The 20,717-nt window shown below is 74.4% G+C and carries 21 protein-coding genes and 1 pseudogene; 6 read left to right on the plus strand and 16 right to left on the minus strand.

From position 1 onward, the window contains the following. The 3 genes from ffh to H9657_RS11520 form a co-directional block, all read right to left on the minus strand. Nucleotides 1-1,544: signal recognition particle protein (gene ffh / locus H9657_RS11510; RefSeq protein ID WP_225215164.1), on the minus strand; the 1,544-nt coding region annotated here is incomplete at its 3' end. Between the two features lie 29 nt (nucleotides 1,545-1,573). After that, nucleotides 1,574-3,250, minus strand: a complete 1,677-nt coding sequence (locus H9657_RS11515) for a [protein-PII] uridylyltransferase (RefSeq protein ID WP_263598906.1) — start codon at nucleotides 3,248-3,250, stop codon at nucleotides 1,574-1,576. A gap of 314 nt (nucleotides 3,251-3,564) precedes the next feature. Next, the gene (locus H9657_RS11520; RefSeq protein ID WP_191783519.1) at nucleotides 3,565-4,716 is read right to left on the minus strand and encodes a P-loop NTPase family protein; all 1,152 of its coding nucleotides are present in this window, start codon (nucleotides 4,714-4,716) and stop codon (nucleotides 3,565-3,567) included. Between the two features lie 69 nt (nucleotides 4,717-4,785). Between H9657_RS11520 and H9657_RS11525 the strand changes: the two are divergent. Beyond that, nucleotides 4,786-5,029, plus strand: a pseudogene (locus tag H9657_RS11525) (ATP-binding protein); the annotation flags it as partial. Between the two features lie 102 nt (nucleotides 5,030-5,131). Here H9657_RS11525 and H9657_RS11530 read toward each other — a convergent pair. The 3 genes from H9657_RS11530 to ctaC are packed head-to-tail and all read right to left on the minus strand — an operon-like array spanning nucleotide 5,132 to nucleotide 8,219. After that, on the minus strand, nucleotides 5,132-5,530 hold the full coding sequence (locus H9657_RS11530) for a cytochrome c oxidase subunit 4 (RefSeq protein ID WP_191783521.1): 399 nt from the start codon (nucleotides 5,528-5,530) through the stop codon (nucleotides 5,132-5,134). After that, on the minus strand, nucleotides 5,527-7,350 hold the full coding sequence (gene ctaD, locus H9657_RS11535) for an aa3-type cytochrome oxidase subunit I (RefSeq protein ID WP_191783523.1): 1,824 nt from the start codon (nucleotides 7,348-7,350) through the stop codon (nucleotides 5,527-5,529). The genes H9657_RS11530 and ctaD overlap by 4 nt, the downstream gene beginning before the upstream one ends. Then, nucleotides 7,350-8,219, minus strand: coding sequence for an aa3-type cytochrome oxidase subunit II (ctaC, locus tag H9657_RS11540; RefSeq protein ID WP_191783525.1), 870 nt, complete (start codon nucleotides 8,217-8,219; stop codon nucleotides 7,350-7,352). Before ctaC ends, ctaD begins: the two co-directional genes overlap by 1 nt. A gap of 212 nt (nucleotides 8,220-8,431) precedes the next feature. Here ctaC and H9657_RS11545 point away from each other — a divergent pair, with 212 nt between their 5' ends. After that, entirely contained in the window at nucleotides 8,432-9,595 is a 1,164-nt protein-coding gene (locus H9657_RS11545) for a cysteine desulfurase family protein (RefSeq protein ID WP_318241453.1), read from the plus strand. A gap of 104 nt (nucleotides 9,596-9,699) precedes the next feature. Here H9657_RS11545 and erpA read toward each other — a convergent pair whose 3' ends face one another. Both erpA and H9657_RS11555 read right to left on the minus strand, forming a co-directional pair. Beyond that, a complete protein-coding gene (erpA, locus tag H9657_RS11550) occupies nucleotides 9,700-10,050 on the minus strand; it encodes an iron-sulfur cluster insertion protein ErpA (protein ID WP_013117313.1) in 351 nt (116 codons plus the stop codon). A gap of 141 nt (nucleotides 10,051-10,191) precedes the next feature. Beyond that, nucleotides 10,192-11,400, minus strand: coding sequence for a glycerate kinase family protein (locus H9657_RS11555; RefSeq protein ID WP_318241454.1), 1,209 nt, complete (start codon nucleotides 11,398-11,400; stop codon nucleotides 10,192-10,194). Between the two features lie 132 nt (nucleotides 11,401-11,532). On the opposite strand from H9657_RS11555, the gene nadA reads away from it, so the two are divergent. Both nadA and H9657_RS11565 read left to right on the plus strand, forming a co-directional pair. Beyond that, a complete protein-coding gene (gene nadA, locus H9657_RS11560; RefSeq protein WP_191783529.1) occupies nucleotides 11,533-12,729 on the plus strand; it encodes a quinolinate synthase NadA in 1,197 nt (398 codons plus the stop codon). Nucleotides 12,730-12,790: 61 nt separating this feature from the next. Continuing rightward, nucleotides 12,791-13,309: an acyl-CoA thioesterase gene (locus H9657_RS11565; RefSeq protein ID WP_191783531.1), complete on the plus strand. Its 519-nt coding sequence runs from the start codon at nucleotides 12,791-12,793 to the stop codon at nucleotides 13,307-13,309. A 49-nt stretch (nucleotides 13,310-13,358) separates the two neighbouring features. On the opposite strand, the gene H9657_RS11570 is transcribed toward H9657_RS11565, so the two are convergent. Beyond that, a complete protein-coding gene (locus H9657_RS11570; protein WP_191783534.1) occupies nucleotides 13,359-14,753 on the minus strand; it encodes a dipeptidase in 1,395 nt (464 codons plus the stop codon). Nucleotides 14,754-14,785: 32 nt separating this feature from the next. On the opposite strand from H9657_RS11570, the gene H9657_RS11575 reads away from it, so the two are divergent. Beyond that, entirely contained in the window at nucleotides 14,786-15,385 is a 600-nt protein-coding gene (locus tag H9657_RS11575) for a DUF3043 domain-containing protein (protein ID WP_191783536.1), read from the plus strand. A gap of 44 nt (nucleotides 15,386-15,429) precedes the next feature. Here the strand turns inward: H9657_RS11575 and H9657_RS11580 are convergent, their stop codons facing one another. The 3 genes from H9657_RS11580 to H9657_RS11590 are packed head-to-tail and all read right to left on the minus strand — an operon-like array spanning nucleotide 15,430 to nucleotide 17,079. Beyond that, on the minus strand, nucleotides 15,430-16,221 hold the full coding sequence (locus tag H9657_RS11580; protein WP_191783538.1) for a hypothetical protein: 792 nt from the start codon (nucleotides 16,219-16,221) through the stop codon (nucleotides 15,430-15,432). A 37-nt stretch (nucleotides 16,222-16,258) separates the two neighbouring features. Further along, nucleotides 16,259-16,885 (minus strand): membrane protein YczE, encoded by a 627-nt coding sequence (gene yczE, locus H9657_RS11585; protein ID WP_191783540.1) that lies wholly within the window; start codon nucleotides 16,883-16,885, stop codon nucleotides 16,259-16,261. 17 nt (nucleotides 16,886-16,902) lie between these two features. Then, nucleotides 16,903-17,079, minus strand: coding sequence for a hypothetical protein (locus H9657_RS11590; protein WP_191783542.1), 177 nt, complete (start codon nucleotides 17,077-17,079; stop codon nucleotides 16,903-16,905). Between the two features lie 24 nt (nucleotides 17,080-17,103). Here H9657_RS11590 and yczR point away from each other — a divergent pair, with 24 nt between their 5' ends. Continuing rightward, the gene (yczR, locus tag H9657_RS11595; protein ID WP_191783544.1) at nucleotides 17,104-18,552 is read left to right on the plus strand and encodes a MocR-like transcription factor YczR; all 1,449 of its coding nucleotides are present in this window, start codon (nucleotides 17,104-17,106) and stop codon (nucleotides 18,550-18,552) included. Between the two features lie 4 nt (nucleotides 18,553-18,556). On the opposite strand, the gene H9657_RS11600 is transcribed toward yczR, so the two are convergent. Genes H9657_RS11600 through H9657_RS11615 form a run of 4 tightly spaced genes read right to left on the minus strand, consistent with a single transcriptional unit; the run spans nucleotide 18,557 to nucleotide 20,643 of the window. Then, on the minus strand, nucleotides 18,557-18,769 hold the full coding sequence (locus H9657_RS11600) for a hypothetical protein (protein ID WP_191783546.1): 213 nt from the start codon (nucleotides 18,767-18,769) through the stop codon (nucleotides 18,557-18,559). Then, nucleotides 18,769-19,824, minus strand: a complete 1,056-nt coding sequence (locus H9657_RS11605; RefSeq protein WP_191783548.1) for a quinone-dependent dihydroorotate dehydrogenase — start codon at nucleotides 19,822-19,824, stop codon at nucleotides 18,769-18,771. The genes H9657_RS11600 and H9657_RS11605 overlap by 1 nt, the downstream gene beginning before the upstream one ends. Nucleotides 19,825-19,829: 5 nt before the next feature. After that, complete coding sequence (locus tag H9657_RS11610; RefSeq protein ID WP_191783550.1) at nucleotides 19,830-20,282, minus strand: hypothetical protein; 453 nt, start codon at nucleotides 20,280-20,282, stop codon at nucleotides 19,830-19,832. 4 nt (nucleotides 20,283-20,286) lie between these two features. Then, complete coding sequence (locus H9657_RS11615) at nucleotides 20,287-20,643, minus strand: hypothetical protein (protein WP_191783552.1); 357 nt, start codon at nucleotides 20,641-20,643, stop codon at nucleotides 20,287-20,289. Nucleotides 20,644-20,717 lie beyond the last annotated feature (74 nt).

The raw sequence follows: 20,717 nt of genomic DNA on the forward strand, positions 1-20,717 counted from the left end.
GCGCCCCCGCCGAGACCGACCGCGGACCCCGCCGGCGCGGGGGGGGCCGCGCCCGCGGCGCGCGCCGCGGCGGCCCGCTCCTGCTCCGCGCGCTTGGCCGGGTTGCCGGACCGGGCACCCTTGGCGCGCTTCGGCTGCGGCGCCTGACGACCCCGCGACTTCTTGCCCCCCATGCCGGGCAGGTTGCCCATCCCGGGCATCCCGCCGGGCATGCCGCCGCCCTTGGCCATCTGGCGCATCATCTTGCGGGCCCCGTCGAACCGCTCGAGGAGCTGGTTGATCTCGCTGGTCGTGGTGCCGGACCCGCGGGCGATGCGCGCGCGGCGCGAGCCGTTGATGATCTTGGGATTCTGCCGCTCGCCCGGCGTCATCGAGCGGATGATCGCCTCGATGCGGTCGACCTCGCGCTCGTCGAAGTTCTCCAGGGCCTCACGCATCTGCCCCATGCCCGGCAGCATGCCGAACATCTTCTTGATCGAGCCCATGTTCTTGAGCTGCTGCATCTGCACGAGGAAGTCCTCGAGCGTGAAGTCCTCGCCCGACGCGAGCTTGCCCGCCATCTTCTCGGTCTGCTCGGCGTCGAACGCCTTCTCGGCCTGCTCGATGAGGGTGAGGACGTCACCCATGTCGAGGATGCGCGAGGCCATGCGGTCGGGGTGGAACACCTCGAAGTCGGTGAGCTTCTCACCGGTGGAGGCGAACATGATCGGACGGCCCGTGACGCTGGCGATCGACAGGGCCGCACCACCGCGGGCGTCGCCGTCGAGCTTCGACAGGACGACGCCGGTGAAGCCGACGCCGTCGGCGAACGCCTGCGCGGTCGTCACGGCGTCCTGGCCGATCATCGCGTCGACGACGAACAGGACCTCGTCGGGGTCCACGGCGTCGCGGATGTCGGACGCCTGGGCCATGAGCTCGGCGTCGACGCCGAGGCGTCCCGCGGTGTCGACGATGACCACGTCGTACTGCTTCTGGCGCGCGGTCTCGAGGCCGGCGCGCGCGACCGCGACCGGGTCCGCCCCGGCCGGCAGGACGTCGTCGGCGCCCTGGTTGCCCGGGTGCGGCGCGTGGACGGGCACGCCCGCGCGCTCGCCGACGACCTGCAGCTGCGTCACCGCGTTGGGACGCTGGAGGTCGGCGGCGACCAGGAGCGGCGTGTGCCCCTGCTCGCGGAGCCACAGCGCGAGCTTGCCCGCGAGCGTCGTCTTGCCGGCGCCCTGGAGGCCGGCGAGCATGATGACGGTCGGCGGCTGCTTCGCGAACGCGAGGGTGCGCGTCTGTCCGCCGAGGATCGCCACGAGCTCGTCGTTGACCACCTTGACGACCTGCTGCGCGGGGTTCAGCGCCCCCGACACCTCGGACGAGAGCGCGCGCTCGCGCACGGCTCCGGTGAACTGACGCACGACCGGGACCGCGACGTCGGCGTCGAGCAGCGCACGTCGGATCTCACGGATCGTCGCGTCGATGTCCGCCTCGGACAGGCGACCCTTCGCACGGAGGTTCTTGAACGTCGAGGTGAGACGGTCGGAGAGGGTGGCGAACAACCTGGGCCTCGCGGTGATCGGCGGGACGGCTACGGACGTCCCAGGGTACCCGCCAGCGCACGCGTGGCCCGGGCGGCGAGGTCGTCGACGAGGGTGGCGCGCCACGCGGTCCACGCCACCGGGCCCGCCGCGGACGCGTCGGCCTCGGTCAGCGCACGCAGGAGCGCGAGCAGGTCCACCCGGTGGTCGACCGCGTCGAGCAGCCGCGCAACCGTCGCGGGGTCCTCGTGGTCGGCCGTCGTCGCGAGCTCGGAGAGCGTCAGGTGCTCGCGCACGAGCCGGGTCACGTCGGCCGCGACCTGGGGCCCGAAGCCCATCCGCGCGACGATCGGCCCCGCGAGCCGCGCACCCTCGACCGAGTGGTCGCCCGCACCCGCGCGCTTGCCGATGTCGTGAAGGAGCGCGGCGAGCAGCAGGGTCTCGGGAGCCTCCACCGCGCGCCGGTCCCGGCTCGCGCGCGCGACCGTCTCGACGAGGTGCCGGTCGACCGTGTGGCGGTGGATGGCCGAGCGCTGCGGCCGGTTGCGCACGCCGGCCCACTCCGGGATCCACGTCGTCGCGACGCCCGCGAGGTCGAGCGCCTCCCACACCGGCACCTGGGCGGGGCCGGAGCCCAGCAGGTGCAGGAGGTGCTGCCGTGCCGCGCGGGGCCACGGCGTGGGCAGCGGCGGGGTGGCCTCGAGGCTCGCGACCGTGACGGGCGACAGGACCAGGCCCGTCCGGGTCGCCGCAGCAGCCGCGCGCAGGGACAGCACGGGGTCGTCCGCGGGGCGGGCGTCGACCGACAGCACGATCTCGCCGTCGTGCTCGACGAGCCCCTCGCCGATCGTGCGCAGCCGGGGCGGTGTGCGCCGCCCGCGCACCAGCAGGGGCGTGCGCGCCGGCCGCTGCAGCGCCTGGCGCGCGTTGCGCGCGGTCGTGTCCAGCGCGTAGGAGATGACCCGTCCGGACTCCGCGATCGACGCGAGCAGGTCGTCACGGTCGTCGAAGCCGACGAGCGAGGCCACCTCGTCCTGGTCGGCCTGGAGCAGCCGGTTGGTGTGCCGTCGCGTCACGACCTGCACCGCGTCGCGCACGTCGAGCAGGTGGGCGTAGGCGTGGTCGACCGCACCGTGCGGACGGTCCGTGAGCCACGTGGCGGCGAGCGCCGACAGCACGACGGCGTCGCGGATGCCGCCGCGCGCCTCCTTGAGGTCGGGCTCGACCAGGTAGGCCAGCTCGCCGTGCCGGTCGGCGCGCTGGCGCGTCGAGGCGAGCAGCTCGGGCAGCCGGCGGCGTGCTGCCGACCGCCAGTCGGCGAGCAGGGCCGACGTCGCGCGGGCGACGACCGCGCCGTCGCCCGCGACCGGCTGGAGCTCGAGCAGCCCCACCGCCGCCGGCAGGTCCTTCGAGGCCACCTGCCGGCACTGCGCGAGCGACCGGACCGAGTGGTCCAGGTCGAGGCCCGCGTCCCAGATCGGGTACCAGAGCCGTTCGGCGAGCCGTGAGATCTCGTCGGAGGAGTGCCCCCTCCCCTCGTGCACGAGCAGCAGGTCGAGGTCCGAGACGGGGCTCGCGTCGCCGCGTCCCACGCTCCCGACGACGCCGAGCGCGACACCCTGCACGTCGCGTCCCTCGGTCGCCTCGGTCCACAACCGCGCGAGCGCGCCGACCACCAGGTCGGCGACGGCGCGGCGACGCGCCACACCGTCGCTGCCCGGTGCCATCATCCGTGCCGCCAGGTCGAGCCGAGCAGCGCGCAGGTGCCCCCCCCCGGGGGGGGGCGGCCGCGGTCGTTCCGCGCCACGACACGCACGGGCCGTGCAGGACGCGAGCGGGACCAGGGACACCGGCAGGAGCACCGGAGGGGAACGCGTACGCCGTGTGGGGGGACGCGTACGGCCTGCTCCGCGGCGAGAGGCCGCGGGTGCGGGTGTGAGTGCGGCCCGGAGACGACGACGACCCTGCCGTCGCAAGCCGAGAACGCGTCCACGCCCTTGCCGATCGGCTTCACGTTCGCCGACGCACCCAGGAACCCCGTTCAGGGCAGGAGGTGTTCCTCGCGTATCCGGACCAGGCGCTCCACCAGGACGTCCGCGTCGTCCTCACCCGTCTCCACGACGATGTCGGCCACCTCCGCCGCGTCCATCCGGTGCTGGGACGTGATTGCGGCGTCGAGCACGGCGTCGACGGCAGCCGCGTCGATCCCGCGCAGCCCGTCGCCGGCCAGCTCCGGGCCACCCCCACCGCGGCTGCGGGCGGTCAGACGTCGACGCAGCTGCTCACGTCCTGCCCGCAGCCGGACGACGAGCAGCGGCGTCGCCCCCAGGGCCTGCCGGTAGCGCTCGACGGACTCGGCGGACTCGACGTCCCCGTTGAGCACGAGGTCCGCGGCGCCGGCACGCCGGTACGTCTGCCACAGGTCCGCGACGGCGGCGGCGGTCGCCGAGGACCCGTCATCCGACAGAGGTTCCACGCCGTCGACGAAGGCGATCTGCTGCAGGTCCAGGAAGGCGCAGCTGCGTCCGGTGGCCCATCCCTGCATCGTCAGCCCGAAGGCCAGCGTGGACTTGCCCACGCCCGTGGCGCCACAGATCAGCACGGCGCGTGACGGCGCGCCTGCAGGGTCCGGCGGCTCGACCGCGGGCGCCATAGGCACCTGCGACGCCGTGGAGGACGACACGCGCGTCGCGTCCTGGAACACCGCAAGGGCCTGGCCGGCCACCTCGCCCACGGCCCGTGCGGACTCGACGACGGGCTGTCCGTTGTCCAGCTCGTCCCAGACACCGGCCTCGGCAAGGGCCCGGGCGACGTCCTGCGGTCCGTACCTCCGCTGCAGTCGCGGACGCAGCACGTCCGGGTCGGCGCGCAGACGGCAGAAGGTCACCGCGGCCGGCCGCAGCGCCTCCACGACCTCGTCGTGCGAGCCCGGCTCGAGCACTCCTGAGACGACGACGGTGCGTGCACCCGCGCGCGCCAGGTGGCGCACCAGCACACCTGCCGCCCGATACCTCATGGCGCGCCGCTCGGCGTTGTCGTGGGGCTGGGGGTAGCAGATGCCCAGCTGGTCGATGTCGAAGTAGCCGCGGGGTTCCCCCTCCAGCTGGTGGGCGAACAGCTCCCACGCGGTCGCCGACTTGCCCACGCAGGGAGCCCCGTACAACCACCACACGTGCGTCGGACTGTCTGCCACGGCGAGCACGCTAGGGGCACGACACGCACGAGTCCAGCGACTTCGGCCCAGAAGACGCCCGGGTAGCCCCGCCGCGGCGCCGAGCTGCTCTTCCAGGTCCTGACCGAACGCGAAAAGGCCAACAGCATCGCCATCGGGTCCAACGAGTCGTTCTCCGGCTGGGGCACGACCTTCACCGACCCACGTCTGTGCGCCGCGATCGTCGACCGCCTCACCTTCGGTGGGAGCATCCTCGACCGGCACCGACTCCTACCACCTCGCCGCCACCACCCGAGCTGCCCTCACACCCGCAGCACCCTGGGTGCAGCGGTGAGGCGTCCGCGGCGCAGCGGCGTGCCGTCCGCGGGTACGCGAACGGCCCGCCACCTTGCGGTGACGGACCGTCCTGACGGGTCGACCCTCGTCGGGCTGAACCTCAGTGCGCGTGCTGGCCGCGCGAGTACTCGAACATCCAGCCGACCAGTCCCACGATGCCCAGCACGGCGGCCGGGATCATGAGCCACCAGCCGACGGCCATCGCGAGGAAGGCGACCGAGCCACCGAGGGCCACGACCAGCGGCCACCAGCTCCACGGGCTGAACGTGCCCTGGTTGCCGGCGCCCTGCTCGATCTCACCGAGCTCGTCGTCCTCGGGACGGGCGTCGATGCGCCGGGCGAGCAGCGCGAAGTAGCCGCCGATCATGCCGACCAGACCCCCGACGAGCGGGATGCTGACGGTGCCGACCGCCTCGCCGTCGCTCCAGAGGCCGTAGATCAGCCCCACGGGGAAGAAGAAGAGCACGCCGTACAGGAAGAGCTTCGCCTCGATCTTCATCGCTCGTCCCCCTCGCGGCGGTCACGCACGTCCTCGATGTCGTCCTCGACGATCGTCGCCGACGACTGGTGCTCCTCGCCGGTCCCCCGGGCGACGCGCTCCTCGGCGAGCTCTCGCTCACCGCTCTGCTGCGGCGCCCAGTCCAGCGGCCCCGGGTCGTCCGGTGCGACGTGGTCCATCGCCGCGACCTCCGGGTGGTGCAGGTCGAAGGCCGGACGCTCGGAACGGATCCGCGGCAGCGACGTGAAGTTGTGGCGCGGCGGGGGGCAGCTCGTCGCCCACTCCAGCGACCCGCCGTAGCCCCACGGGTCGTCGACCGTGACCTTGGGCGCGTTGCGCCAGGTGACGTAGACGTTCCAGAGGAACGGCAGCGTCGACGCGGCCAGGATCGCGGAACCCACGGTCGAGACCTGGTTCATCCACGTGAAGCCGTCCGCCGGCGAGTAGTCGGCGTACCGGCGGGGCATCCCCACGACGCCGAGCCAGTGCTGGATGAGGAACGTCATGTGGAAGCCGACGAACAGCAGCCAGAAGTGGATCTTGCCGAGCCGCTCGTCGAGCATGCGTCCGGTGAACTTGGGCCACCAGAAGTAGAAGCCGGCGAACATCGCGAACACGACCGTGCCGAACACCACGTAGTGGAAGTGGGCGACGACGAAGTACGTGTCGGACAGGTGGAAGTCCAGCGCGGGGCTCGACAGGATGACGCCCGTCAGGCCGCCGAAGAGGAACGTGACGAGGAAGCCGATCGCCCACAGCATCGGCGTCTCGAACGTGAGCTTGCCGCGCCACATCGTGCCGATCCAGTTGAAGAACTTCACTCCGGTCGGCACAGCGATGAGCATCGTCATGAAGGCGAAGAACGGCAGCAGGACCGCGCCGGTGGCGTACATGTGGTGCGCCCACACGGTGACCGACAGCGCCGCGATCGCGATCGTCGCGTAGACCAGGCCCTTGTAGCCGAACACGGGCTTGCGGCTGAACACCGGCAGGATCTCGGTCACGATGCCGAAGAACGGCAGGGCGATGATGTAGACCTCCGGATGCCCGAAGAACCAGAACAGGTGCTGCCACAGCAGCGCTCCGCCGTTGTCCGGGTTGAACACCTGGGCTCCCAGGCGCCGGTCGGCGCCGAGCGCGAAGAGCGCGGCGGCCAGCGGCGGGAACGCCATGAGCACCAGCAACGACGTCACCAGGATGTTCCAGGTGAAGATCGGCATCCGGAACATCGTCATGCCGGGCGCGCGCATCGTGACGACCGTGGTGATGAAGTTGACCGCGCCGAGGATGGTGCCGAACCCGGTGAGCGCCAGGCCGAAGACCCACAGGTCTCCCCCGAGCCCGGGTGAGTACATCTGGTTGGACAGCGGCGCGTACGCGAACCAGCCGAACGAGGCCGCGCCCTGCGGCGTGAGGAAGCCTGCGGCGGCGATGAGGCCGCCGAACAGGTACAGCCAGTACGCGAACATGTTGAGGCGCGGGAACGCGACGTCCGGGGCGCCGATCTGCAGCGGCATGATGATGTTGGCGAAGCCCGCGAACAGCGGCGTCGCGAACAGCAGCAGCATGATCGTGCCGTGCATGGTGAACGCCTGGTTGTACTGCTCCTTCGACTGGAACAGGTCCATCCCGGGCTGGAACAGCTCGGCGCGGATGAGCAGCGCCAGGATGCCGCCGATCGCGAACCACACGAACGACGTGATCAGGTACATGTACCCGATCGTCTTGTGGTCGGTGGAGGTCATCCACTTCACGACCGTCCGTCCCAGCGTCTGCCGCCGGGGCGACAGGCCGGGGATGACCTCGGTGTGCGCCGCCATCAGTGCTCGCCCTCCGCCACGTCGTTCAGGTCCTGCTGCCGGCTGTACTCGAGGCCGAGCACGCCCGTCTGGCCACGCTCACGCAGCTCCTCCATGTGGGCGTCGTACTCCTCCTGGGACACGACCTCGACGTTGAACAGCATCCCGGAGTGCTCCTCGCCGCAGAGCTCCGCGCACTTGCCGCGGTAGACACCCTCACGGGTCGGCGTGACCTGGAACGTGTTGGTGTGCCCCGGGATCATGTCCTGCTTGTAGAGGAACTCGGGGATCCAGAAGGAGTGGATGACGTCGCGCGAGTCGAGCGTGAACTCGACGCGCTGGTCGACCGGCAGGTACAGCGTGACCTGCTCGCCCAGCTCGGCGGCGTCACCGCCGATGTCCTGCGCGTGCTGCCCGGTCTCGTAGACGTCCTCGTCGAGGTAGTTGAAGTCCCAGCTCCACTGCTTGCCGACGACCTGGATGTTCACGTCGGGCTCGGCCGAGGTGTCCTGGAGCGCGAGGGTGTCCTCGTTGGTGTGGTAGAAGAGCACGCCCACCATCACCACGGGCAGCAGGATGTACATGATCTCGAGCGGGACGTGGTACCTCAGCTGCACCGGCAGCGTGTGGTCGTCCTTGCGCTTGCGGTACACCGCGACGCACCACAGGATCAGGCCCCACGTGATGGCGCCGACGGCGAGCGCGGCGATCCACGAGCCGACCCACAGCGAGACCACGCGACCTGTCTGGTCGGTGACCTCCTGGTCGGAGTAGCCGGGGAGCCAGCCTCGCTGGACCGACTCGGAGCAGCCGCTGAGCACGAGCACGAGCGCCGTGGCCAGCACGGCGACGACAGCGTGCCGGGTGCGGCGGGGGGGAACCGGGTGCACGGGGAACCTTCCACTCGCGTCCCACCGACGACGACCCCTGCGTGGGCGCGCAACCGTGTGGGACCTTCGTCCTCGACCGGCTCAGCCTAGCGCCCCCCGGCAGCGCCCACGTGCTGCGCCGCACGTTTGACGACGTGGTGTCAGCACCGTCACACACCGTCCACCGTCGGCACCGCGACGGTGCGGCACGACGGACGGGCTACCGTGCCCGCGTGAGCACTCCCGGGTCCACCCCGTCCGCGGCACGCGCGCACCGCGTCGTGCTCGACGTCGCCGGTCACTCGCCGTTGAGCACCCCGGCCCGGGCGGCCCTCCTCGAGGCGCTCGACCAGGGCTGGGCGGACCCGCGACGCCTGTTCGCCGAGGGGCGCCGCGCGCGGCTGCTCCTCGACGGTGCGCGCGAGGCCCTCGCCGCGTCGCTCGGGGCCCGGCCGGACGAGGTCGACCTGCTCCCGACGCACACGCTCGCGCTGCACGGCGCCGTCCGCTCCGTCGCGCGCGGCCGGCGACGCGCGGGGACGGACGTCGTCGTCAGCGCCGTGGAGCGCGCCGCGGTGCACCACGCCGCCGCGTTCGTCGCGACGCGCGGCGGCGGGCAGGTGCGCACGGTCGGGGTGGACGCCCAGGGCCGGGTCGCCCCGGCCGACCTCGTCGCGGCGGCGGGCCCGGGCACGGCCCTCGCTGTGCTGCAGCACGCGAACGGCGAGGTGGGCACGCGGCAGCCCGTCGACGACGTGCACGCCGCCCTGCGGGCCGCGGGGGTGCCGTTGCTGGTGGACGTGGGCGCGAGCGCGGGGCACGTCGACGTCGGTCGCGCCGGTGACGTGATGGTGGCCGACGCGGGCGACTGGGGCGGGCCGCCGCTGGGGGTGGTGGTCACGCGCACCGGCGTGCGGCGCAGCCCCGACTGGCCGGAGGACGACGAGCGCTGGTCCCCCGGCGGTGTCCACGTGCCCGTGGCGCTGGCCGCCGCGGTGGCGCTGCAGGAGGCCGTGGCGCGACGTGACGCCGCCGACGCCCACCGACGCGCGCTGGTCGACGTCGTCCGACGCCGCGTCGCGGCCGAGGTGCCCGACGTCCAGGTCGTCGGCGACCCGGTCGACCGGCTGCCGCACGTCGTGACCTTCTCCTGCCTCTACGTCGACGGCGAGGCGATCGTCGACCGGCTGGACCGCGCCGGCTTCGGGGTCGGCTCCGGGTCCGCGTGCACGTCGAGCACCCTCGAGCCGAGCCACGTGCTCGCGGCGATGGGCGTGCTCACGCAGGGCAACGTCCGGCTGTCGCTGCCGCCGGACGTCGACGCGGCCGACGTCCACCGGTTCTGCGACGAGCTGCCCCGGGCCGTCGCCGACGTGCGCGCGGCGCTGGGCGCCTGAGCGTCCCGGGGTCGCTCCAGTTCCGGGATCCGGTAGCGACCGCGGGGACGCGCACGGGCCCGCACCCCGAGGGGTACGGGCCCGTGCGACCGGACCAGGTGGCGTCAGCTGAAGGAGCCGCCGCACGCGCAGGCGCTGCCCGCGTTGGGGTTGTCGATCGTGAAGCCCTGCTTCTCGATCGTGTCCGCGAAGTCGATCGTCGCGCCGTCGAGGTACGGGACGCTCATACGGTCCACGACGACCTCGACGCCGTCGTAGTCGCGCGTCGCGTCACCGTCGAGCAGACGCTCGTCGAAGTAGAGCTGGTAGATCAGGCCCGAGCACCCGCCGGGCTGCACGGCGACGCGCAGGCGCAGGTCGTCGCGCCCCTCCTGCTCGAGCAGGCTGCGCACCTTGCCGGCAGCCACGTCGGTGAGCTGGACGCCGTGCGTCGCGGTCTGCGTGGTCTCGCTCATGTCACTCCCGGGTTCGCCAGAACGTTCTTCCTCGACGCCAACACCGTCGCTCGGAACGTTGTTCCCGTCCAGCCTACGCTGCGCCGCGGACGAGGTCGGGGGTGCTCGCCGCCGTCCCCGCGGGACGCCGCCCGCGGTACGTCACGTGGCGCGTGCGGGCGACCAGGTGCGCGCCACACGGGCGGTCCTGGCGCGCAGCGTCCCCGCCGGGTCCGCGAGCGCCGCCTGCACGGCGGCGGGGCCCTCCGCGACGGCGTACGCGGCGGTGACGCCTGCGGCCGAGAGCTCGCGACGCCCCACGAGGACCTCCCCCGACACGACGACCACGGGCACCGCGGACGACAGCGCGCGCGCCGCGACCTCGGCCACGACCTTGCCGTGCAGCGACTGCCAGTCGGTGCGGCCCTCCCCCGTGACGACGAGGTCGTGCGCAGCGATGCGCGCGGGCAGGTCGACCGCGTCGGCGACGAGGCGGGCGCCCGGCAGCAGGCGCGCCCCGAGGAGCGCGAGGGCGAACCCCACACCCCCCGCTGCGCCCGCTCCCGGCAGCGCGGACAGCCGGCCGCCCCGCGGGTCCGGCGCCCCGAGCAGGTCGGCGCCCGGGCCGGTGCGGACGGGGCCGAGCGCGGTCGTCGCCGCGTGCGCGAAGGAGCCCAGCGCGCGCTCGAGGTCCTGCGCCTGCTGCGGCGTGGCGCCCTTCTGCGGGGAGAACCCGGCCGACGCTCCCTGCAGTCCCAGCAGGGGCACGTCGACGTCGACGGCGGCGAGCAGGTCGACCGTGCGCAGCGCCGCGCGCAGGTCCGGCAGCCAGCGCAGGTCCTCGGCGGAGACGTCGCCGAGCGCCCCGCCGCCGCTGCCGAGCCGCGCGGCGACGTCGTGCGCCACGGCGCCGGCGGGCAGGAGCGCGTCCGCGAGCGCCGCGAGGAGCCCCGCGCCCGCGTCGTTGGTCGCCGACCCCCCGAGGCCCACGACGACGCGCTGCGCCCCGGGCAGCGCCGCCGCGAGCAGCTCGCCCGCGCCGCGGCTGGTGGTCCGTGAGGGATCGCGCAGGTGCTGCGGCACGAGACCGAGTCCCAGGGCGTGCGCGGACTCGAGGTGGACCGTCGCGCCGACCCGCAGGAGGGCGGCGGGCGCCGCCTCGCCGACCGGGGAGGTGACGGTCACGGGCACGAGGTCACCGCCGAGCGTGGCGTGCAGCGTCGCGACGAAGCCGGGCCCGCCGTCGGCCAGCGGGCACACGTCCACGGTGTCGTGCGGCGCGCCGTCGGCCCAGCCGAGCCGCATGACCTCCGCGGCCTCGGCGGGCGTGAGGCTGGTACCGAAACCGTCGGGGGCCAGGAGGACGCGCACGGACCGATGGTGGCACGTGGCCGCAGGTGCCAGGACCACGGACGCACCGGGGCGGGCGGGGCGGGGCGGGGCACGGACACGGTCCCGTGGCCGCTCGCGCCACGCACATACCCGCTGTGGGATCATTCCGCCGTGAGCACCCCCACCGGCACGTTCACCGAGCCCGCCCCCTCCGCTCTGCTGCTCCTCGGTCGCGGTGTCGACCTGGCGTCGGAACGTGGCGTCGAGTGCGTCGGAGCGCTGCCCGAGCCCGGCGACCCCACGCTCGTCGCCCGGGCCCGTGCCGCCCGCGCGGCGCTGGGCGACCGGGCCTTCGTGCTCGGGCACCACTACCAGCGCGACGAGGTCATCGCGTTCGCCGACGTCACGGGCGACTCGTTCAAGCTCGCTCGTGAGGCCGCGGCGCGGCCCGAGGCCGAGTTCGTCGTGTTCTGCGGGGTCCACTTCATGGCGGAGTCGGCCGACATCCTCACGTCGGCCACGCAGCAGGTCGTGCTGCCCGACCTGGCCGCCGGCTGCTCGATGGCCGATATGGCCGCGATCGACCAGGTCGAGGACGCGTGGGACGTGCTGGTCGACGCCGGCGTCGCGCAGGACACCGTGCCGGTGACGTACATGAACTCGACCGCGGCCATCAAGGCGTTCACGGGACGCCACGGCGGCACGGTGTGCACGTCGTCGAACGCCGACGTCGCGCTGCGCTGGGCCTTCGACAAGGTCGGCGGCGTCGACGGTCGCGGCAAGGTGCTGTTCATGCCGGACCAGCACCTGGGCCGCAACACCGCGGTGCGCGGGCTCGGCCTGTCGCTCGAGGACTGCGTGGTCTTCGACCCGCGCAAGCCGGGTGGGGGCGTCACCGCGGCGCAGCTGCGCGACGCCCGCATGATCCTGTGGCGCGGGCACTGCTCGGTGCACGGCCGCTTCTCCGCGCGCAACGTGGCGGACGTGCGGGCCGCCGTGCCCGGGGTGACCGTCATGGTCCACCCCGAGTGCACGCACGAGGTCGTGACGGCCGCCGACCTCGTCGGGTCCACGGAGTACATCATCAGGGCCCTCGACGCCGCCGAGCCCGGCACGTCGTGGGCGATCGGCACCGAGCTCAACCTGGTGCGCCGCCTGGCCGCCGCGCACCCCGAGCTGACCGTGCACTACCTCGACTCCACCGTGTGCTTCTGCTCGACCATGAACCGGATCGACCTGCCGCACCTGGTCTGGGCCCTGGAGTCGCTGGTCGAGGGCCGCGTGCCCAACCGCATCGTGGTCGACCCGGACGACGCGCACTGGGCTCGCGTGGCGCTGGACCAGATGCTCGCGCTGCCTGGGAGCTGACGCCCCGCACGTCTGGCCCGGAGCGTGGGTACCGCTCGGTAACGTACCGACCGTGTCCCGGATGCTGCAGCTCGCCCTCGTCACCCTCCGCCCGCGTCGCGCCGTCGTGGGCCGGGACCTGCTCGAGCCGTCGGTCACGCACCTGCGCGTGCGGCTCGGCGACCTCGACCTCTACCGCCACGTCAACAACGGCGTCTACCTGCAGTACCTGGACCTCGGCCGGTCGAACTACCTGGCCGACCTGGGGGCGTTCGGCAGGCTCTCGGCGCGGGGCTGGTACCCCGTGGTGGCCGCGTCGACGATGACCTACCGCCGCTCCCTGACGCTCGGGCAGCGCTTCACGGTCACCACCCGGGTGGTCGGCTGGGACCGGCGCGTCGTCTACCTGGAGCAGGTGGTCGAGCGCGACGGGCAGCTCGTGGCGCGCGGCTGGGTCGCCGGACGGTTCCTGTCCCGTGCGGGCGAGCGCATCGCGCCGGCCGACGTCGTCGCGGTGATCGACCCGGGCGAGCGGGAGAGCCCCGAGCTGCCCGACGACCTGGCCGCCTGGGCGCGCGCCGTCGACGTCGCGCACCGCTGAGACCACCCGCGGCGGCCGGATCGCGCCGGCCGGCCGCGGGTCGGCGTCCTCATGTGCGGGGGGCCAGCACCTCCAGCAGCAGCGCCTCGGCCAGCACGACGCGCTCGAGCTCACCGAGGTGCACCGACTCGTCGGCGCCGTGGGCGCGTGAGTCGGGGTCCTCGACGCCCGTGACGAGGATCGTCGCGTCGGGGTACACGTCGAGCAGGTCGCTGATGAACGGGATGGAGCCGCCGACACCGATGTCGACGGGCGCCGTGCCCCACGACGTGCCCATCGCCCAGCGCGCGGCCCGCATGCCCGGCGAGTCCGCCGGTGCCTGGAACGGCCTGCCCTGCTCGCCCTCGTGCACGGTGACCCGGGCCCCGAACGGCGCGTGCGTCAGCAGGTGCTCACGCATGGCGGCCATCGCCGCGGCCGGGTCCTGCCCCGGCGCCAGGCGCACCGACAGCTTGGCGGACGCGCGAGGCGTGAGGGTGTTGGAGGCGCTCGCGACCCGCGGGGCGTCGAGACCGATGACCCCGATCGCCGGACGGGTCCACAGGCGGGCCGTGAGCGGGCCGGTGCCGGCCAGCCGCACGCCGTCGAGCACCCCGGCGTCGGCGCGCAGGTCCGCCTCGTCGTAGTCGACGGTCGGATCGGGCGCGTGCACCAGGCCCGCGACCGCGACGTCGCCCCGCTCGTCGTGCAGCGTCGCGAGGAGCCGCGCCAGCAGCGTCGGTGCGTCGAGGATCGGGCCGCCGAACATGCCGGAGTGGACGGCGTGGTCGAGGACCTCGACGTCGACGACGAGGTCGACCAGTCCCCGCAGCGAGGTCGTGAGCCCGGGGACGCCGACCTTCCAGTTGGACGAGTCGGCCACCACGATGACGTCGGCGGCGAGCAGGTCACGGTGCGTGTGCAGGAAGTCGACGAACGTCGGCGACCCGATCTCCTCCTCGCCCTCCACGAAGACCGTGACGCCCACGCCGAGCTCGTCACCGAGGGCCCGCAGCGCACCGACGTGCGCGACGACGCCCGCCTTGTCGTCGGCGGCACCGCGCCCGTGCAGCCGCTCGCCGCGCTGCGTCGGCTCGAAGGGCGCGGTCGACCAGTGCGCGGCGTCGCCGGGCGGCTGCACGTCGTGGTGCGCGTAGAGCAGGACCGTCGGGGCGCCGGCGGGTGCCGGGCGGCGCGCGACGACCGCCGGGGCGCCCGTCACGCCGTCACGCGTGGTGACGCGCAGCACGTCGACCTGCGGCATGCCCGCGTCGGACAGGAGCCGGGCGACGGCGGACGCCGAGGCGTCGACGTGCGCCTGGTCGAACTCGGCGTTCGACACGCTCGGGATGCGCACGAGCGCCTCGAGGTCGGCGCGCACGCCGGCGAACTGGGCGGCGACGCGCTCGCGCAGCACGGCGACGCGCTCGTCGGTCGGGGAAGGGACGGGGTCGGCGGTGGTCACGTCTCACGACGCTACTCGACTACCCTGGAGGGGTGTTCGGACGCAAGCAGGATCCCCCGCCCGAGGTCGATGCACCGGTCGTCCCGGAGCCCCCGCAGCCGGCGCCTCAGGGCAAGGGTCGACCCACGCCCCGGCGCAAGGAGTCGGAGGCGCTCAACCGGCGCCCGCTCGTGCCGGCCGACCGCCGCGCCGCCGCGAAGGACGCCCGCGCCAAGGCGCGTGTCCAGCGCGACCTCGAGTACCAGGCGATGCGGAACGGTGACGAGCGGCACATGCCCGCGCGCGACCGTGGCCCGGTCCGCCGCTACGTGCGCGACAGCGTCGACGCGCGGTGGAACCTCGGTGAGCTGTTCCTGCCGCTCGCGGCCGCCTTCCTCGTCCTGCAGTTCGTCACCGCGCGCAGCGCCCCGGTCGTCGCGTTCGCGTCGCTCGTGCTGCTGTACGTGTACATCCTGGCGTCCGTGGTCGACGCGTGGATCATGTGGCGCGGCCTGAAGAAGCGGCTCGTGACGAAGTTCGGCGAGTCCACGCTGCCGCGCGGGCTGATGATGTACGCCGTGCTGCGGGCGTTCCAGGTGCGGCCGTCGCGGCTCCCGAAGCCGCAGGTCAAGCACGGGCAGCACCCGGCCTGACCGTCGGTCCCACCTGACCAGGCCGCCTCGCGCAGCGCAGGCGGTCAGCCGGCGCAGGCCCGCAGGACCTGCAGGACGACGAACCCGGCGACCAGCAGGGGCACGATCGGCGGCACGCCGCTGCGTCGCGCCGGCTGCTGCCCCCCGGCGCGGGCGTCCTGCCGGGTCCCCTGCGGCGCGGAGCGCGACGGCGCGCCGCCCACCGGGACCCACCTGTGGTCGGGCGTCAGCACGTGGCCGTTGACGACGTCGCCCACGCGGTAGGCGCGACGGGCCGGCGTCGCGGGGGCCTGCTGCGACGCCGCCGGTGCAGCCGGGCGCGGGCGGGCCGCCCCGGCCTCCCGCGCGGTGGCCCGCTCGGCGGCGCGGCCCGCCGCCGCGCGCGCGTCGGCGGCGCGGTTCTCGGTCGCGCGGTGCTCCGCCGAGGCCTCCTGCGACGCCGCCCGCCGGTCGGCCGCCGCCCGCTCCCCCGCGAGCTGGTGCTCGGCGGCCCGCCGCGGCGGGGCGGACTGCGCCCCGCGCGCGCCCGTCCCGGCCTCGACGGTCGGCGTGGGCTGCCGACGCGTCGACGACGCGGCCGCGCGCGCCCGCACGCGCGACTCGAGCGTGACCCACGCACCGTCGGGCGTGAGCACGTAGCCGTCGACGACGTCGCCGGCGACGTAGGGGGCGACCGGCGTCCGCCGCAGGGGGACCCAGGTCAGGTCCGCGTCGAGCATGTGCTCGTCGACGACGTCGCCGAGCCGGTACGGCGACCCGGCGGTCGGCGGGACGCGCACCCACTCGCCCGACGGGGCCAGCTCGAAGCCGTCCACCACTGCCCCGACCGTGTACATGGCCCTCCTCGACCGACGTCGCCCTGCTGGTCGCAGGCTACCCGTCGGCGGGTGCCGTGAGGCGCGGCAGCAGCAGGTGCACGAGCGGGCCGATCGCCAGCGCGTACGCGAGCGTGCCGATCCCGACCGTCCCGCCGAGCGCCCACCCCGCCGCGACCACCACGACCTCGATCCCCCCGCGCACCAGCCGCACCGGCCACCCGGTCCGCGCCACCAGGCCCGTCATGAGCCCGTCGCGGGGGCCCGGTCCGAGGCGCGCCCCGACGTACAGCGCGGTCGCCACCGCGTTGAGCACGATGCCGAGCACGACCATCGCGCCACGGGCCGCGAGCGGCAGCTCGGGCAGCATCGCGGCGAGGGCGAGGAACGGGTCCACGAGGGCACCGATGACGAGCACGTTGGCGATCGTGCCCACGCCGGGGCGCTGGCGCAGGGGCACCCAGCACACGAGGACGACGAGCGAGATGACGATCGTCGCGGTGCCGAAGGTCCACCCGGACACGCGCGCCATCCCCTGCCCGAGCACGTCCCAGGGCATCGACCCGAGCTGCGGGTGCACGAGCAGCGCGATGGACGCGGCGTACAGGACGAGGCCGCTGCCCAGCCGCGCTGCCCGCCCGGCGCCCGCGCGCGACCGGCTCGTCGCCCGGGGCCCTGCTCGCACGTCGTCCGGCGACGGCCTCACCACGTCCGCCCGTCCCGCACGCCCGGGCGGCCGGCCGGAGGAGGACGGTGGCCGAGCCCGTCGGCGCGGACCGTGCGGACCAGGACGACGAGAAGCGCGACGAGCGCGAGAGACGGGATGATCGCGAACCACAGCATGGCCTCACTCTTGCGGGAAGTGGTCTTGTCATCCATATCCACTTCATCGATAGTGGCCTCATGTCGGTGAACATGGATCGTCGGGTCAACGGCGCACGGCTCCGGGCGCTGCTCGGGTCGTGGCAGCACCACGGTCCCGCCTACCAGGCGCTGGCGGACGGCCTGCGCGGGCTGACCCGCTCCGGCACGCTGCCGCTGTCGACGCGCCTGCCCGGCGAGCGCGAGGTCGCCGAGGCCCTCGGGCTGTCCCGCACCACCGTCACCGCGGCGTACGACCTGCTGCGCGACGAGGGCTTCCTCGTCAGCAGACGCGGCTCGGGGACCGTGACCACCCTCCCGGCGCACGCCGGCGACCGAGCCCCCACACGTCTGGGCACCGTGGAGGACGGGATCGTCGACATGTCGGCCGCGGCACCACCCGCGCCCCCGCAGCTGGCCGAGGCGTGCGCGGCGGCTCTCGACGTGCTCCCCCGCCACTCCCGGGGCGCGGGCTACCTCCCGCTCGGGCTCCCCGAGCTGCGCGCCGCCATCGCGGAGCGCTACACGCGGCGGGGTGTCCCCACCACGCCGGACCAGGTCCTGGTGACCACCGGTGGTCAGCAGGCGATCCACCTCCTCGCTGGGGCCTTCGCCGGCCCGGGCGACCGCACCGTCGTCGAGCACCCGACCTACCCGCACGCGATCGACGCCGTGCGGGCGGCCGGCGCCCGGCCCGTGCCCGTCCCCGTGACGCCGCACGGCACCGACCTCGAGCTGCTCGCCTCCACGGTGCGCCAGGCGTCGCCCCGCCTGGTGTACCTGGTGCCCGACCACCACAACCCCACCGGGACGTCGCTGTCCGCCGCGGACCGCGAGCAGGTGCGCGACCTCGCGCGCCGCAGCCGCACCGTCGTCGTCGCCGACGAGACCCTCACCGACCTCACGCTCGACGGCACCCCTCCCCCGCCGTTCGCGGGCGGCGGGCCGGCCGACCGGTACGTCGTGTGCGTGGGGTCGGCCTCCAAGTCGTTCTGGGGAGGGCTGCGGGTCGGCTGGGTGCGGGGCCACCCGGACCTCGTCGCGGCGCTCGCGCAGCGCCGCGCGCACGTGGACCTCGGCACGTCCGTGCTCGACCAGCTGGTCACGGTCGAGCTGCTCGCCCGCGCCGACGAGGTGCTCGCGCAGCGCCGCGTCGCGCTGCTCGCGCAGCGCGACGCCCTCGTCGACCTGCTCGCGCAGAGCCTGCCGGACTGGGAGGTGCCGGTGCCCGCCGGAGGGCTGTCCACCTGGGTCGACCTGGGCCGACCGGTGTCGACCGCGCTCGCCGCGCTCGCCCACGGCCACGGGGTCCGCATCGCACCCGGCCCCGCGTTCGGCGTGGACGGTACCTTCGACGACCACCTGCGGGTGCCCTTCTCCCAGCCCGTGGACGGGCTGCGGCGGGCCGTCGACGGGCTGGCCGCCGCGTGGGCGTCGCTCGGCGGCTCGACGCCGGCCCGCGCGCCCGGCACGCAGCCCGCGCTCGTCTGAGACGTCAGTCGGCGGCCAGCTCGAGCGCGGGCGGCAGGTCCACGCCGTCGTTCTGCAGGACCGCACGCCGCACCCCCTGGCGGGCGAGAGCGCGCCAGTGCTCGCCGAGCCACTGCTCGGCCTCGAAGCGTGCCAGGAACACCGGGCTGCCCGGGCGCTCGACGTCCGCACCGTCGGCGGCCAGCAGCCGCCACTGCCACCGGGGCCGCACGGCCATCACCGGGCCCCCGCCGTGACGGCGGCGTCCTCGGCGAGCGCACGCCCGACGCGCGCGGCCAGCGTCGGACCCTCGTAGACGAACGCCGTGTACGCCTGGACCAGCGTCGCGCCGACCGCCAGGTACTCGCGGGCCTCCGCCGCGCCGCTGACACCACCGACGCCGATGATCACGGCGTCGGGGCCGAGCCGGGTGCGCAGGCGCGCCACCACGTCGAGACCGCGCTCGAGCAGCGGCGGACCGGACAGGCCGCCGGGTCCGAGGTCGTGGGCGATCGTCGTGTTGACCGCGACGACGCCGTCGAGCCCCAGCTCGGCCACGAGCTCCGCGACCGCGTCGACGTCCTCGTCGGACAGGTCGGGGGCGATCTTCACCAGGACCGGGACCGGCGGCCGGCCCGCGCGGGCGGTGGCCTCGTCGGCGGCACGCCGCGTCGCGACGAGCACGGGCCGCAGCGAGTCGACCGCCTGCAGGTCCCGCAGCCCGGGCGTGTTCGGCGACGAGACGTTGACGACGAGGTAGTCGGCGTACGGTGCGAGCCGCTCGGCGCTGGTCGCGTAGTCCGCCGCGGCGTCGGCCGCCTCCGTCACCTTCGTCTTGCCGATGTTGGCCCCGACGACCAGCGCGCGGCCGTGCGGCGTGGCCCGCAGCCGGCGCAGCCGCGCCGCGACGGCCGCCGAGCCCTCGTTGTTGAAGCCCATCCGGTTGCGCAGCGCGCGGTCCTCGACCACGCGCCACAGCCGCGGCGGCTCGTTGCCCGGCTGCGCGTGCGCGGTGACGGTGCCGATCTCGACGAACGCGAACCCGAGCATCGCCAGGCCCTCGACCGCGCGGGCGTTCTTGTCGAACCCCGCGGCCAGGCCGAACCGCCCGGGCAGGGTGCGCCCCCAGACCTCGACCTGCCCGGCGTCGCCGCGCGGCACGCGCAGGACGAGCGACACCGCCCGGCGCAGCCCCGGCACGCGGCCCACCGCGCCGATCAGGGAGAACGCCACCTCGTGCGCGCGCTCGGGGTCCATGCGACGGAACACCAGGTCGAAGAGCAGCCGGTACACAGCGCTCACCCTACGGCGGGCGGCGGCGACGGCGGCCGGGCGTCCACAGTGGTCGGGCGCCCCGTGCGCCGCAGCCACCACAGCCCCACGAACGGCAGCACCAGCGGCACGTACCCGTAGCCCGCGCCCAGCCGCGACCACACGGTCTCGTCCGGGAAGTCCCCGACGTCGACCATCGACAGCGTGCCGACGACGAGCACGCCGACCAGCTCGAAGCCGACCGTGGCCCAGGCGAGCGTCCGCCGGTCGCCGGCGAGCGCGAACGTCGCGACGACGTACACGATGCCGGCCACGAGGGACAGCACGTACGCGACCGGCGCCTCGTCCAGCTTGGTGCCCACCTGGTACAGGCCACGTGCGGTGGCCGCCAGGGCGAGCACGCCGTACACCGCGACGAGCAGCCGGCCGCCACCCGTCCCCGTCGGACGGTGCGACGTCGCTCCTGGTGCCGCGCTCATCACCTCACGCCCCCCAGATCTGCCAGAGCCGCAGCTCGAGGAACGCGACCGTCAGCGCCGCGACGAGCAGGACGACCGAGCTCCAGCGCGTGCGCTCGGCGAAGGCCCAGGCCGCGGCGACGGGCAGCACGACGAGCTGTGTCACCACGTAGCCCCACAGCAGCCACCCGTCGACGTCCTGCGCGCCGCCCGCCTGCACGACGCCCAGCACCACGGCCTGGACGAGCAGCACCCCCTCGACGACGGCACCGCCCCACAGCTGGCGCAGCACGACCGCGCGGTCGGCGGCGACGAACCACGCGGCCCAGCCGGCCAACGCCAGGCAGAGGGCCGCCACGAGGAGGGCGAGAGGGGCGAGCACGGGTCCACAACCTACCGTCGCGCGTGAGCAGCGTGCACGGACACCTCGGCCCCGCCCGCCTCGCCGGTAGGATC

This window comes from Cellulomonas avistercoris, from assembly GCF_014836445.1.
Taxonomy (GTDB): Bacteria; Actinomycetota; Actinomycetes; order Actinomycetales; family Cellulomonadaceae; genus Cellulomonas; species Cellulomonas avistercoris.